This is a genomic window from Romboutsia sp. (assembly GCF_051659545.1).
Taxonomy (GTDB): Bacteria; Bacillota; Clostridia; order Peptostreptococcales; family Peptostreptococcaceae; genus JBOFOR01.
In genome coordinates this window covers 1-15,619 of sequence record NZ_JBOFOR010000079.1, presented here as the reverse complement: position 1 = coordinate 15,619, position 15,619 = coordinate 1, and the positions used below count along the sequence as shown (strand labels likewise).

Below are 15,619 nucleotides of genomic sequence, written 5' to 3'. Positions count from 1 at the left end.
TCTTCTGCAATTCCTGCTTTTGCTCCATTTGCTAAAGAATATCCAAAACCTATTATAGGTACTGTCGCTCCAGAACCTCCAAACTTTACTATAGGCTCATATACTCCTAAAAATGTTAAAATTACTCCTGCTGTTACATATGAAACTAATACATAAGGAGTTTGCATCTTAAAATAATCCATTAACACTTGAGCAATCAAACAAATCACTCCGCCTACTAAAAACACTTTTAGATAGTCTACTAACATTTCAATCACTCCTCATTAACTATAACTATGGCATGAGCTACACAAGGTATAGTTTGTTTTTGTAAAGTACTTGTAGGGGATAATAATGCTCCTGTTGATACTAACATTACCTTATTAAACTCTTTTTTAAGTAGTTTTTTATAAATATATCCAGCAAATACACTTGCTGAACATCCACATCCACTTCCTCCACAATGAACATCTTGAGCTTCTAAATCAAAAATTTCTACTCCACAATCAGTGTATACGTCAGAAATATCAATCCCTTTTTTATTTAAAAAATCTTCAGTTATTTGTTTTCCTAGTTTACCTAAATCACCTGTTGCAATTAGATCAAAGCTATTGGGATCATCTTTGGTATCATTAAAATAAGCATATATAGTATCTATAGCTGCTGGTGCCATTGCTGCTCCCATATTATTGCCATCACTTATTCCTTTGTCTATTACTTTACCTACTGTTATATATTTTATTCGTGGTCCTTTAGCATTTGGGGCTATTAGTACACTTCCTGCTCCTGTTACTGTCCATTGAGCTGTCATAGGTTTTTGATTCCCTAATTCTAGAGGATATCTAAATTGTCTTTCTGCTGTACAATAATGACTAGATGTTCCTGATAAAATCAAATCTGCAAAACCTCCATCTATAAGCATAGAACTCAAGCACATTCCTTCTGCCATAGTAGAGCAAGCTCCGTATATTCCAAAGAAAGGTATACTAAGTTCTCTTGCAGCAAAGGATGAAGGTAATAGTTGATTTATTAAATCTCCACCAATTAAATAGTTTACATCTTCTAATTTTTTGCCACATTTGTCTACAGCTTTTCTCATTGCAGTTTCAACCATTTTACTTTCTGCAAATTCCCAAGATTTCTCTCCATATAAATCATTATCTATAATTATATCAAAATATTCTTTTAGAGGTCCTTCTCCTTCTTTTGGTCCCACTACTGCTGCTGCTGAAATTATGGTTGGTTTATTTTCTAACCTTACGGTTCTACTTCCTATTCTTTTGCTACTCATACTATCTCTCCTTATTTTACAAGAGTAAAAATATAATATATAAATCCACATAGTATAGAGGATCCTATTCCATATACTAATACTGGACCCGCTATCTTAAATAAATTAGCTCCTACCCCTAATACATATCCTTCTCTTTTATACTCCATTGCTGGAGATACTATTGAGTTTGCAAATCCAGTTATAGGTACTATTGAACCTGCACCTGCCCTTTTTCCTATAATGTCATATACACCTAGACCTGTAAGAAACGCTCCTATGAAAATTAAGGTTATAGATGTTGCAGTTGCTGCACCTATTTTATCTAAATTTCCCAAATTAGTATATAAATCATTTATAATCTGACCAATAACACTTATAAGCCCTCCTACTAAAAATGCCATTGTATAATTTTTAAAGTATTTTGGTTTAGGACTTATTTTATCTACATAATTCTTATAATCCTTATCCACCTCTCAGCCTCCTTAAGTATATATAGTAAAAATATTCCATATATATTTTTTCTATTATTTTTATTATTTGTATTACAAAAAAAAATAAACCTCTATTTTAATGGAGTATCCATTAAAATAGAAGTTTATTCTTTATTATTTTAACTTATATATGATTTTAGTTTGGATAGTACTTTCTTTTCTATTCTAGAAACTTGTACCTGAGATATATTGAGTAGTTCTCCTATTTCACTTTGAGTTTTATCTTCAAAGTATCTAAGCATTATTATTTGACGCTCTCTTTTTTCTAATTTACCTAGAACTTCTTTTAGAAGTAAATTGTCTATTACCTTTTCTTCTTGACTTTCTCCTTTTAAGCTTATTTTATCAATAAGACAGATTGGAGAACCTTCTTCTTCATGAATTACACTATGTAAGTATTCTACAGAAAAATTAGATTCCATTGCCATTACTAAATCTTCTTTTTCTACCTCTATCTCTTTTGCTATTTCATCTATGGTAGGTTCTCTGCCTAATTTTTTAGTTAAGATTTCACTTTGTGTTTTTGCTTTTATTGCTATTTGTTTTAAAGATCTTGATACTTTTACCATACCATCATCTCTTAAATACCTTTTTATTTCACCTAAAATCATAGGTACTGCATATGTTGAGAATTTAACGTTAAAACTTGGGTCAAATTTATAAATTGCCTTCATTAAACCTATAGAACCTAATTGAAATAAATCGTCTCTATCATATCCTATATTTAAAAATTTTGACACAACACTTCTGACTAATCCTAAGTTATTCGCTATTAAAATTTCTTTAGCCTCTTCGTCACCTTGTTGAGCTCTATCTATAAGTGCTAATGTTTCTGTATGGCTAAGTAATACTCTCTTTTCTGGTTTTGTTGCAGTTATCCCCATTATAAAACCTCTATTCTTTTTTGGACTTTATTCAGGTAAGTTGATTTTTTTAGTCATTACAATTTTAGTCCCTTCATCTCTTATAGAACTTACCTCTACACCATCCATGAAGCTCTCCATCACAGTAAATCCCATTCCTGATCTTTCAAGTTCTGGCTTTGATGTATAAAGTGGTTGCATAGCCATTGATACATCTTCTATTCCTTTTCCTCTATCTTCTACTACAACTTTTATAGTATCTTTATCTTTGATTTCACATCTTATATATACAAATTTTGATTCGTCTTCATCGTATCCATGTATAATACAATTTGTCACTGCTTCTGATACTGCAGTTTTTATATCTGCAAGCTCATCTAGTGTTGGATCTAGTTTTGCTGCAAAGGATGCCACTATAACCCTTGCTAAGCTTTCATTTTCAGATTTGGCAGAAATTTTTACTTCCATAATATTACTCATAATATCTCCCCCTTACAAAGAACTTATGGCTTCTTCACGTGTATCATAAACGCCAATTATTTTATTCATGCCTGATAAGTCAAAGATTTTTTTTACTCTAGCATTTACATTTACTACCGATACTTTTCCACCGTCACTGGAAATTTTTTTGTATCTACCTATAATCACACCTATACCTGATGAATCCATAAATATAATATTTTTAAAGTCAAATATTATATTTTTAATAGCTTTAGAGATTAATATATTATCAATTTCTTCTCTAACTTCATTAGATATGTGATGATCTAACTCTGGTACTCTAAACTCTATAATTAAATTCTTTTGTTCTAAAGAGTATTTAATCATTAGTCCCCCTCCTTAACATATACAAAACTATTAACCTTTTATGAATTCTATACTAATCTTGTTATTCCTTCGATGAAATTTAACTAGTTTTGTTTCATTATGTCTACAAAGGTTTCATTATAAGTTATTTGTCCACCCATATCGGATATATCTGATACTATAAGGTAATTTGGATTCCCATGTTCTTTCCACCATCCAGCGTACATCATAACTACATTGTCGCTGATACTATTATCTATATTTATTTCTACTTGTATATCTATGTCTTTTGATCGTAGGCTTACAACCTCATTATTTTCTATATTTATGTTTATTGCCATTTTTTCATTAATGTATGCCTTAGATCTGCCTTTTTTATCAATAAATTTTTGACTTGCTAAACTTTCTCTATGATGATTAGTTAAAAGTCTAAATTTTTTTTCTTTTTTACTTTCTATATAAATAGGCATCGGACTTAATCCATCTTCTTTAGCTATGTCTGAATATAATTCAAATTTTCCAGTTGGCGTATTGAATTTCTTGTCTTTCCACGGTATCGGTTCATGTATTGTAAAATATGTATTTTTAATTTTCTCTAAACTAATCTCTTTATCATAAACCTTTAAAGGTTCTATTACTTTGTTTAAATATTCTTCTTTAGGTACATTAGGATATTCTTTCATATTTAGCTTTTGTGCTAATTCCATAAAGAAATAGTATTCATCCATTAATTTATGTTTAGGCTCTATAGCTTTTTCATTATAAATTATATATGGATTAGACATAGAGCTATAAAGTAAATCTTCACTTTCTAAGGTATTAGTACATGGAATAAATAAATCACAAGCATTTGCTGTATCTGTCATAAACATATCAAAACATACTTTAAACTCTATGTTAGAAAGTGACTTTTCTAATTCTATTAAGTTTGGAAGTTGATTTAATAAATTACTTTTTGTAATTACTGCCATTTTTATAGGTATTTGCTTTTCATCTTCAAAAGAGTTATTTATAAAATTGCTTATATCACTAACATAAAATTCTTTATTATTACTATAATTTTCACTATTGTAAGGATCTGTATTTATAACTCCTGGGTATACTTTATTTGCATAATTTACTCCACCACCGCTAAATCCAATTTGACCTGTAATAGCACCTAGCGCATCTATTGCTCGTATTGTATTTCCTCCATTTTTATATTTTTGCATTCCATATCCCAAATATATAGTTGAGTATTTTTCTGTATATAATCTTACTAATTCTCTGATTTGTTCTTCACTTATTTGGCATTCTGTTATCAACTCTTCTAGAGTTAAACCTTCTATATACTCTCTATATTGCTCAAATCCTACTACATAAGATTTAATATAGTCTTCATCATAAAATTTCTCATCTATTATTATTTTTGTCATTGCCATAGCTAGGGCACTATCTGTACCTGGTTTTATTCTTATATAAATATCTGCAATTTTTGCAGTTGCAGTTTCTATAGGATCAATTACTATTATTTTTATTCCCTTTTTCTTTGCTTCCTTTATCATTTGCATAGTATGTATTGTTGTATATGCTGGATTTTTTCCCCATACAAATATGTTTTTACTGTTTAACATATCTTCTAGTGAATGACTTTTTTGTCTTCCAAAATCGTATTTTTGAGCCTTCATTCCCGCACTCCAACATGGCCCACCCTTAGTTCTACTTACTCCACCATAAAAATTAAAGAATATATCTCCTATATCCTTTAGTACAGAACCACTTCCATATTGTGTATAATAAAGAATACTCTTTGAAGTATATATTTTTCTATAAAATTTCAATTTTTCAGCTATTACATTTATTGCCTCTTCAAAAGTAATTACCTTCCATTCTCCATTCACCTTTAACATAGGTGAGTAAATTCTTTCTTTATGATTTAATCTTTTTAAATGTTCTCTCCCCTTATTACATATAAATCCTTTAGTATATGGATGTTCTTTATCCCCTTCTATTTTGACTACTTTATTATTGTCTACATATACGTTGAATTTGCAACAATCAAAACAATCTAATGTACAACCATGACTTAACTTTTTCATATTTTTCACCTCTCTCTTATTCTAAAATTAATTTTGCCAACAAAACTTCTATTATTTAAAATTCTATCATTATTAAACACAAAAATAAGGGTATGATTAATTAATCATACCCTTATTATCTATTCTTTGTCTATTTTTTTCTTCTATTTGCTTTTTCTATGTTTATTTTATTTCCTTTTATCTTTATATCTTTCATATTTTCTAATACTTCCTTAGCATTTTGCTTAGGTACTTCAACGAAAGTATACTTGTCATATATATCTATTGTTCCTATTAATTTACCAGATATTCCAGCTTCTCCAGCTATAGCACCTAGTACATCTTTAGCTTGAACTCTTTGATTTCTACCAACATTTATAAATAATCTTACCATACCTTCTGCAGTTGAATCAGAACCTCTAGGACCTCTGTCTCTACTATCTCTACTATCTCTACCATCTCTACCATCTCTACGGTTTCTATTTTCTCTTGATGGTTCGTCAATTATTTCTTGTTTGTCTTCATTACCTAAAGCTAACTTTAATAATGCAGCAGCTATATCTACTACTCCATAATCAGCTTCAGATGTTTCACAGAAGCTTTCTAACCATTGTAATTGCTTAGTTAAATGACCTGCTTCTATTACAGTTTTAACTTCATCGAAGAATGCTCCAACTTTCTTTTCTTCAACGTCAGCTACTGAAGGTATCTCATGCTTATTTAATTTTGTCTTAGTGTATCTTTCTATATCTCTCATTTTTCTCATGTCTTTACCGAATACAAATGAGAATGACATTCCATTTCTACCAGCTCTACCTGTTCTACCGATTCTGTGTACATAGTACTCTTCATCTTGTGGTAAATCATAGTTGAATACAGCTTCAACATCATCAACATCTATTCCTCTAGCTGCAACATCTGTAGCTACAAGTATATCTATTGTTCCACTTCTAAACTTATCCATTACTATATCTCTTTGAGTTTGTTTTAAATCTCCGTGTAATGCATCTGCAAAGTATCCTCTAGCTTGTAAATCGCCAACTAGTTCATCTGCACCTCTTTTAGTGTTAGTGAATACAACTGATAATTTAGGATTGTATACGTCTACTAATCTACATAATACTTCTAATTTATTAGCTGATCTAGTTTCTATATAGTATTGCTTTATGTTAGGAACTGTAAGCTCTTGTCTAACAACTTTTATATGCTCTGGATTGTTTTGATATTTTCTAGTTAAATCTAGTATCCCCTTAGCCATTGTAGCTGAGAAGAATGTAGTTTGTCTTTCTTCTGGAGTCTTGCTTAATATCATCTCTATATCTTCTCTGAATCCCATGTCTAACATTTCATCTGCTTCATCTAATATAACCATTTTTACGTTATCCATTTTTATTGTTTTACGATTTATATGGTCTATAACACGTCCTGGAGTACCTATTATAACTTGAACTCCACTCTTTAATGATTTTATTTGTCTATCTATTGGTTGTCCACCGTATACAGGTAAAGTTTTTATCCCGTGCATATACTTACCTATTTTTCTTATTTCTGCTGATACTTGTATTGCAAGCTCTCTAGTTGGACAAAGCACTACTGCTTGTAAAGACTTATCATCTTGATTAACCATTTCTAATATTGGTATACTAAATGCTGCTGTTTTCCCCGTTCCTGTTTGCGCTTGTCCTATTACATCTTTCCCTGATAAAATTACAGGTATAGATTGTGCTTGTATAGGTGATGGTTCTTCAAAGCCCATTTCTATTACGGCTCTTTTTATCTCCTCACTTATTGGTAAATCTTCAAATTTCACTATATTCATATATTATTTCCTCTCCGTTATCAATTTATCTTAGCCTATTAATTATATATTAATTTTATATAATATGCAATTGATACTTTATGCTTTAATTTCCGTTATTAATTTTTCTTAATCTATTAATTATATATTATTTTTATATAATATTCAACTAATATTTTGTCCTTTAAGCTTAATTTGTATTCCATTATATTCATATATGGATAGATTGTTTCTATTTAATATATATACCCATCTATACTTTGATTTATTATATTTAGTACAAAAAAATACTATTATCAAACATAGTATTTCATTTAAGCTTATGTTTTATTCATTATATATAATTTTTATATTTTATTTACTACAAATCAAATCATACTTAATTTTACATATTTTATTTTAAATTTTTTATTTTTATGTTTAACTTGAATTTTTCAGGGGTACATAAATAGTATAATCAAACAACATTATTAGACATATTTTTTTATATTTAAATTTTGTATACAAAATACTTTTTTTATGATACTATGATGTTGTTTAAAAATTATCTAGCTAGATTTAATTATATATTACAAAATCAAATTTATTTTTATAAATTTAACCTAACTTAAGGAGGCTATTCACATGAATGCATGGCAAGGATTTAAAGAAGGTAGATGGACTAAAGAAATAGATGTTAGAGGGTTCATCCAAGGAAACTACACTCCATATGAAGGAAATGACTCTTTCTTAGCTGGAGCTACTGAAAACACTAAAAAATTATGGGATAAAGCTATGGAGCTTTTCAAAAAGGAAAGAGAAAATGGCGGAACATTAGATGTTGATACTAAAACAGTATCTCTAATAAATGCTTATGCTCCTGGATACTTAGATAAAGAATTAGAAACAGTTGTTGGATTCCAAACTGATGCTCCATTAAAAAGAGCTGTTATGCCATTTGGTGGTGTAAAAATGGTTGAAAACTCTTGTAAGGCTTACGGATACGAATGTGACCCTGAAATAAGTGAAATATTCACTAAATATAGAAAAACTCATAATCAAGGTGTATTCGATGCTTATACTGCTGAAATGAGAGCTGTTAGAAAATCTGGTATAGTAACTGGATTACCTGATGCTTATGGTAGAGGTAGAATAATCGGAGATTATAGAAGAGTTGCTTTATACGGTGTTGATAGATTAATAGCTGATAAAAACGTTCAAAAAGACAGCTTAGATGTTTCTACTATGGATGAAGCAGTTATAAGATTAAGAGAAGAAATATCTGATCAAATAAAAGCTTTACAAGAATTAAAGAAGATGGCTGTTACTTACGGATTTGATATATCTAATCCAGCTACTAACTCTAAAGAAGCTGTTCAATGGTTATACTTCGGATACTTAGGAGCTATAAAAGATCAAAACGGAGCTGCAATGTCATTAGGTAGAACTTCTACTTTCTTAGATATATATTTCGAAAGAGATTTAGCTGCTGGAACTATAACTGAAGAAGAAATCCAAGAAATAATGGACCACTTCGTTATGAAGTTAAGAATGGTTAAATTCTTAAGAACTCCAGAATATAATGATTTATTCTCTGGTGACCCAACTTGGGTAACTGAATCAATAGCTGGTATGGGTGTTGATGGTAGAACATTAGTAACTAAGAACTCATTCAGAGTTTTAAACACTCTTTATACTCTTGGAGCATCACCAGAGCCAAACTTAACAGTATTATGGTCTAGTAAATTACCACAAGGATTTAAAAATTACTGTTCAAAAGTATCAATAGATACAAGTTCTGTTCAATATGAGAACGATGATTTAATGAGACCTTACTGGGGAGATGACTACGGAATAGCTTGTTGTGTATCTGCAATGAAGATAGGTAAGCAAATGCAATTCTTCGGAGCTAGAGTAAACATAGCTAAGACTTTATTATATGCTATAAACGGTGGGGTTGATGAAAAATCATTAGCTCAAGTTGGACCAAGATTTGAACCAATAACTTCAGAATACTTAGATTATGACGAAGTAATGGCTAAATTCGAACCATTCACTGATTGGTTAGCAAACTTATATGTAAATACATTAAACGTAATCCACTTCATGCATGATAAGTATTCTTATGAAGCATTAGAAATGGCTTTACATGATAGAGATGTATTTAGAACTATGGCTTGTGGTATAGCTGGTTTATCAGTATGCGCTGACTCATTATCTGCTATAAAGCATGCTAAAGTTAAAACTATAAGAAACGAACAAGGAATAGCTGTTGACTTCGAAATCGAAGGTGAGTACCCAATGTACGGAAACAACGATGATAGAGTTGATGATATAGCTATATACTTAACAGAAAGCTTCATGAATAAAATAAGAAAAAACAAGACTTACAGAGATTCTTACCACACTCAATCTATATTAACAATAACTTCAAACGTTGTTTATGGTAAGAAAACAGGTAATACTCCTGATGGTAGAAGAGCTGGTGCTCCATTTGCTCCAGGTGCTAACCCAATGCACGGAAGAGATAATAGCGGAGCTTTAGCTTCATTAGCTTCTGTTGCTAAATTACCATACGAACATGCTGAAGATGGTATATCTAACACATTCTCTATAGTACCAGGTGCTTTAGGAAAAGATATGACTGAAAGAGTAAATAACTTATCAGCAATGATGGATGGATACTTCGGAGATAAAGGTCATCACTTAAACGTTAACGTATTTGATAGAGCTACTTTAGAAGATGCTATGGAACATCCAGAAGAGTACCCACAGTTAACTATAAGAGTTTCAGGATATGCTGTAAACTTCATCAAGTTAACTAAAGAACAACAAATGGACGTTATAAACAGAACATTCCACGGAAAAATGTGCTAATTTATAACTTAGTATAAATGTAAACTTATTAATCAAACAATCAAAGTATATAATATTTTTTGGAGTGTAGATCTCATCAATCTACACTCTCTTTTTATACTTTGCAAATCTATCTTTATAGTTTTGCAAGGTTCTTATTAAATGTTTTATGTTAGTATTTTAGGGTACAATTATATATAAGATATTAATTACAATACATTTATAGACTTTGATTAAAAAAGGTAATATAATATACATACATTAGTTTTGTATACAGTATATTTTATGAATAAATTTAAATCAACTTTGAGGTGAATACAATGATAAAAGGAAGAGTTCATTCAATAGAAACATTTGGGACAGTAGATGGTCCTGGAATTAGATATATATTATTTTTACAAGGATGTGCATTAAGATGTAAGTATTGTCATAATAGAGATACTTGGGATACTAAAGGCGGTAAAGAGTACACTACAGATGAAATAATAACAGATGCTTTAAAGTATACATCTTACATGAAGTTCTCTGGTGGTGGTATAACAGTTTCTGGTGGAGAAGCTACATTACAACCTGAGTTCATAACTGAATTATTCTCTAAAGCAAAGAAAAACGGAATTCATACTTGCTTAGATACATCTGGTTTTGTAAGTATAGATGTTTTAGACCCGATATTAGATAATACAGATCTTGTTTTACTTGATTTAAAACATATGCTTGAAGATCCATGTAAAGATTTAACTGGAGTTGGAATAGCTAAAACTTTAAAAGTAGCTAAACATTTAGACGAAAGAAATATACCAGTTTGGATAAGACATGTACTTGTTCCTGGTGTTACTGATACTAAAGAAAACTTAGAAGCATTAGGTGAATTTGTTGGTAGTCTTAATAATGTTGATAGATTCGAAATACTTCCTTACCATACTATGGGTGTTCATAAATGGGAAAGCATGGGTATAGACTACCAATTAAAAGATGTACCTGATGCTACACAAGAAGATGTTAATAAAGCTGCTGAAATCGTAGAAAAATTCGGTGCTACAGTTTTTAATAAAAAATAAATACTTATCGTATAAAGAATAGGAGCATTAGCTCCTATTCTTTTGATTTATAGTGTTAATATTGTTTATAAATACATTGGCTAAATTGAAGTTTGTAATTTATATCTAGCCCGCAAGGGACGGGGGGGGTAAGCTGCACCGACATTGCAGCTTTGAGCGACCTGTCGGCGACATGAGCCTTCGGCGAATTTTGCCTGCTGGAAGGAAGGCTTATACAATCATCTTCGTCGCGGTCTATATATAACATCTAAATCTCTATTATTGCTACAGCTTTAGAATTCAATATCTTCTACTTCTATGTTATCTATTGCATCTTGTATTAATTTCTCAACATCTAACTTCCTTTCAGACATTTCTATTCTGTCTAACTTAGGCTTAGTTACAGGTTTCTTAGGTGAGAATACTGTACAGCAGTCTTCTTCTGGTAATATTGATGTTTCAAATGTACCTATCTTTTGAGCTATCTCTACTATTTCAGTTTTATCCATAGCTATAAGTGGTCTAAACACAGGTATACTTACTGATGCATTTGTACAAGTTAACCCTTGTATAGTTTGAGATGCAACTTGTCCTATACTTTCTCCTGTTACTAAAGCTTCACAGTATCTCTTTTCTGCAACTATTTCTGCTATTCTCATCATAAATCTTCTTGAGATTATAGTAGTTTCTTCTTCTTTGCATTTTAAACCTATTTCTTTTTGTATTTCTAATATATTAACTTTGTGTAGTCTAACTCTACCACAGTATTTTGCTAAAATTTGTGTTAAATCTCTAACTTTTTCTTGAGACTTTTCACTTGTAAAAGGATAACTGTGGAAGTGAATACACTCTAATTCCATACCTCTTTTTGCAACCATCCATGATGCAACTGGGCTATCTATACCTCCTGATAATAAAGACATTGCTCTACCATTAGTTCCAAGTGGTAATCCACCATAACCTTTTACAGTATCACTGTACACCATAATATGATTTTCTCTATATTCACATTTTATTTTTATTTCTGGGTTTCTAACATCAACAGCTATTCTATCTTCAACTTGAGATACTAAGTATCCACCTATATCTAAACTCATTTCTTGAGAAGTTAAAGGTAAGCTTTTGTCTCCTCTTCTTGATTCAACTTTAAAAGATTTAGCTCCCTCTTCTATCTTTTCTTCTAACATATCTAAAGCTAATTCTTTTAATTTTTGGTAGTCTTTTTCAGCTCTTACCGCTGGACATACTCCAACTATACCAAATACTTTTCTTACTTCTTCTATAACTTCTTCATAATCGTAATCTTCTAAGTCTACATATATTCTTCCGAATTCTTTGTATACGTTAAAGTTTCCTAGTGGCTTTAGCATGTTCTTTACGTTCTTTATAAGCTTATTTTCGAATATGTATCTATTTTTTCCTTTTACTCCGATTTCTCCGTATTTAACTATTAATATATTGTACAACCTTCTCACCTCTTATTTTTTATAGTCGTTCTTTAATGTCTATCTTCTCTTCATTATCATTCTTAAGTCACTTACAGATTCTTTTACCAACTTTACAGCTTCTAATATCTCTTCTTCTGTATTTAAGTCTGATAAGCTAAATCTTATTGCTCCTTCTATTTCATCAGGAGTGAGGCTCATTGCATTTAATACATGGCTACCCTTTTTCTTTGCTGAACAAGCAGAACCAGTTGATATATACAATTGTTTTTGCTCTAGATAATGAAGTAAAACTTCTCCTTTTATTCCTTGGAAAGAAATATTTAATATGTGACAAACCCCATCATCTGTAGAGTTTATTTTTATATCATCTATATTTTTTTCTATTTCTTCTTTAAGTAAATTTTTTAGTTTAGTTATTTTTTCAATTGTGCTATTTAAATCCTTAGTTATTATGCTTACAGCTTCTCCAAGACCATATATACCTGGTGTATTTTCTGTTCCTGATCTTACACCTATTTCTTGACCGCCTCCAGTTAATATAGGCTTTAATCTGTTATTTTCTTTAACATACATAAATCCTACACCCTTTGGTCCATGGAATTTGTGTCCACTAGCACTCATAAAATCTATATTGTATTTTGACGGTCTAAAGTTAATCTTCGAGTATGATTGTACTGCATCAACATGTAAGTACACTTTATCATTTAAAGTTTTAAGGTACTTACCTATCTCTTGTATAGGTTGTATAGATCCTACTTCATTATTAACATGCATTATTGTAACTAAGCAAGTTGTAGGTCTTATAGTTTCTTTAAACTCCTCTAAGTTTATTTTTCCCTTTTTATCTACTTTTAAGTATGTAACTTCATATCCTTCTTCTTCTAAATCTTTAAGAGTATTTAAAACAGATGGATGTTCTATATTAGTAGATATTATATGATTCTTTCTTTTTTTATTTAAGGCTGCTACACCTCTTATTATTGCATTATTGGATTCCGTTCCTCCAGATGTAAAATATATTTCCTTATCTTTTGCACCTAAAGTTCTTGCTATTCTTTGTCTTATAGCTTTTATATTTTTTTCTACTTCTATACCTTTTCTATGTAATGAAGATGGATTTCCATAATCCGTACTAAGAGCATAAACCATTTTTTCTATAACCTCTGGGTATGGTTTTGTGGTAGCACTATTATCTAAATATATTTCCATATACTCACCAACTTTCTATTTATATAACAAACTTTTATTTCTTTTATTTTTACCAATTTAATAGGTTAATTATCAAATTCCCAAAAAAAAACGCTATACTTAAGCGATTTATTGATAAGACACTTTACTTAAACAACTATACGTATCTGCTCAAAATTAGTTTTATTCATATCGTTTTATTATATCACTAAATGTTCTATTTTTTAACAGTTAATAATAATATTTGATGTTCAGTTAATAAGTTTTCTTACATATTATATAATTTTTTTGATTATTTTTGTAGAAAAATAGTTGATTATTGTGTCGAATTTTGATATTATTTATTTAAGGTTATCCCCCTGATAACCTTAGTAAAATCTCTATTCCCAATACCCCTTTAAATGAATGATTTTTATTCATTAGTGACCTACTTCTGATCGGAAAAAGAAGTGGGTTATTTTTTTATGACATTTTTTTTAAAAAAAATAATAAAAACTATTGATTATCTTGTCGAATTTTGTTATTATAAATACATGGTTATCCCCCTGATAACCTTAATTAAAATCTCTATTCCCAATACCCCTTTTGAACGGATAGACTTTATATCCATTATTGTTAAATTGACAACGGAAGTCAAATTAACACAAAAAAAAGAGCTTCCCCGAGCTCTTTTTTTTGTGCCTATTTATATTTAAATAAAATAAATTTTATTTATACAAAGTAAAATTACATACTTTTTGATATAATTTATATATATAAATTAATTAAGTACGCTGATAATTAAAAATACATGTGTACTTCTTTTTAATATATTCTAATAAGGATAGGAGATATTATGATGAACAAAAAAAAGGTTGCTATAGTTTTCACTGGTGGAACTATATCTATGACTGTTGATGAAAAAATTGGGGCTGCTATTCCTACTTTATCTGGTGAACAAATAATGTCAATGGTTACTAATATTGATAAGGTTGCTGAAGTAGAAGTTTTCAACTTTGATGAAATCCCCGGACCACATATGACACCTGATAGAATGATGGAGCTAAAAGATTATGTAAACATTTTACTTTTAAGAGAAGATATCCATGGCGTAGTAATTACTCATGGTACAGATAGTTTAGAAGAAACTGCATATTTCCTAGATTTGACTATAACTAGTATAAAACCTATAATAGTAACTGGAGCTATGAGAAGTAGCTCTGAACTTGGATATGATGGTCCAAGTAACTTGTCTGCCGCTGTTTGTACAGCTATATCAGATAAAGCAGTTAATAAAGGTGTGCTTGTAGTTTTAAACAATGAAGTATTATTAGCTGCTGAGGCAACTAAAACAAATACTTTAGCTTTAAATACTTTCCAAGCCTTAGGCTCTGGACCATTAGGAGTAATAGACTGTAATGAATTAGTCTTATCTAAAGATAAAGGAACTAGAACAATAATAGATACTGATAATGTAGAATCAATGGTAGCTTTATTTAAGTCTGGAGTTGGAATGGATGCTGATTTTATAAAGTTCGCTGCTGATAATGGTTATAAAGGTATTGTTATCGAAGCTATGGGAAGAGGAAACATACCTCCTCATATGTATGAAGGTGTTAAGTATGCTAGAGAGAAAGATATTCCTGTTGTTGTTGTTTCTAGATGTCATTCTGGTAGAGTTTTTGATAGCTACGGATACTTAGGTTCTGGAAGAGATTTAAGAAACCTTGGATGTATATTTGGTGGAGATTTACCTGGTCAAAAGGCTAGAATAAAGTTAATGTTAGCCTTAGGTAAAACTAATAACTTAAAGGAAATCAGAGATTTCTTCGAACAAGGAATTTATTATTAAAAATTAAAAGAG

Annotated in this window: 13 protein-coding genes; 3 read left to right on the top strand and 10 right to left on the bottom strand. The window is 30.2% G+C overall.

The window, feature by feature from the left end:
* The 8 genes from ACRC03_RS04880 to ACRC03_RS04845 all read right to left on the bottom strand — a co-directional run.
* The coding region (locus ACRC03_RS04880; protein WP_438651439.1) for a SpoVA/SpoVAEb family sporulation membrane protein at positions 1-248 on the bottom strand (248 nt) is incomplete at its 3' end.
* Positions 249-253: 5 nt separating this feature from the next.
* Complete coding sequence (gene spoVAD / locus ACRC03_RS04875) at positions 254-1,270, bottom strand: stage V sporulation protein AD (RefSeq protein ID WP_438651438.1); 1,017 nt, start codon at positions 1,268-1,270, stop codon at positions 254-256.
* An 11-nt stretch (positions 1,271-1,281) separates the two neighbouring features.
* Complete coding sequence (gene spoVAC, locus ACRC03_RS04870) at positions 1,282-1,722, bottom strand: stage V sporulation protein AC (protein WP_438651437.1); 441 nt, start codon at positions 1,720-1,722, stop codon at positions 1,282-1,284.
* Between the two features lie 140 nt (positions 1,723-1,862).
* The gene (gene sigF / locus ACRC03_RS04865; RefSeq protein ID WP_438651436.1) at positions 1,863-2,627 is read right to left on the bottom strand and encodes an RNA polymerase sporulation sigma factor SigF; all 765 of its coding nucleotides are present in this window, start codon (positions 2,625-2,627) and stop codon (positions 1,863-1,865) included.
* Between the two features lie 27 nt (positions 2,628-2,654).
* A complete protein-coding gene (spoIIAB, locus tag ACRC03_RS04860) occupies positions 2,655-3,086 on the bottom strand; it encodes an anti-sigma F factor (RefSeq protein WP_438651435.1) in 432 nt (143 codons plus the stop codon).
* Positions 3,087-3,098: 12 nt separating this feature from the next.
* On the bottom strand, positions 3,099-3,434 hold the full coding sequence (spoIIAA, locus tag ACRC03_RS04855; RefSeq protein WP_438651434.1) for an anti-sigma F factor antagonist: 336 nt from the start codon (positions 3,432-3,434) through the stop codon (positions 3,099-3,101).
* An 83-nt stretch (positions 3,435-3,517) separates the two neighbouring features.
* Positions 3,518-5,491, bottom strand: a complete 1,974-nt coding sequence (locus ACRC03_RS04850; protein ID WP_438651433.1) for a molybdopterin-dependent oxidoreductase — start codon at positions 5,489-5,491, stop codon at positions 3,518-3,520.
* 130 nt (positions 5,492-5,621) lie between these two features.
* Positions 5,622-7,289 carry a DEAD/DEAH box helicase gene (locus tag ACRC03_RS04845; protein WP_438651432.1) on the bottom strand — a complete coding sequence of 556 codons (1,668 nt, stop codon included), beginning with the start codon at positions 7,287-7,289 and terminating at the stop codon, positions 5,622-5,624.
* Positions 7,290-7,892: 603 nt separating this feature from the next.
* On the opposite strand from ACRC03_RS04845, the gene pflB reads away from it, so the two are divergent.
* Both pflB and pflA read left to right on the top strand, forming a co-directional pair.
* The gene (gene pflB, locus ACRC03_RS04840) at positions 7,893-10,124 is read left to right on the top strand and encodes a formate C-acetyltransferase (protein WP_438651431.1); all 2,232 of its coding nucleotides are present in this window, start codon (positions 7,893-7,895) and stop codon (positions 10,122-10,124) included.
* Positions 10,125-10,423: 299 nt separating this feature from the next.
* Positions 10,424-11,161 (top strand): pyruvate formate-lyase-activating protein, encoded by a 738-nt coding sequence (gene pflA / locus ACRC03_RS04835; RefSeq protein WP_438651430.1) that lies wholly within the window; start codon positions 10,424-10,426, stop codon positions 11,159-11,161.
* 272 nt (positions 11,162-11,433) lie between these two features.
* On the opposite strand, the gene thiI is transcribed toward pflA, so the two are convergent.
* Positions 11,434-12,606, bottom strand: coding sequence for a tRNA uracil 4-sulfurtransferase ThiI (thiI, locus tag ACRC03_RS04830; protein ID WP_438651429.1), 1,173 nt, complete (start codon positions 12,604-12,606; stop codon positions 11,434-11,436).
* A 39-nt stretch (positions 12,607-12,645) separates the two neighbouring features.
* Positions 12,646-13,797: a cysteine desulfurase family protein gene (locus ACRC03_RS04825; RefSeq protein WP_438651428.1), complete on the bottom strand. Its 1,152-nt coding sequence runs from the start codon at positions 13,795-13,797 to the stop codon at positions 12,646-12,648.
* An 814-nt stretch (positions 13,798-14,611) separates the two neighbouring features.
* Here ACRC03_RS04825 and ACRC03_RS04820 point away from each other — a divergent pair.
* On the top strand, positions 14,612-15,607 hold the full coding sequence (locus tag ACRC03_RS04820) for an asparaginase (protein ID WP_438651427.1): 996 nt from the start codon (positions 14,612-14,614) through the stop codon (positions 15,605-15,607).
* Positions 15,608-15,619 lie beyond the last annotated feature (12 nt).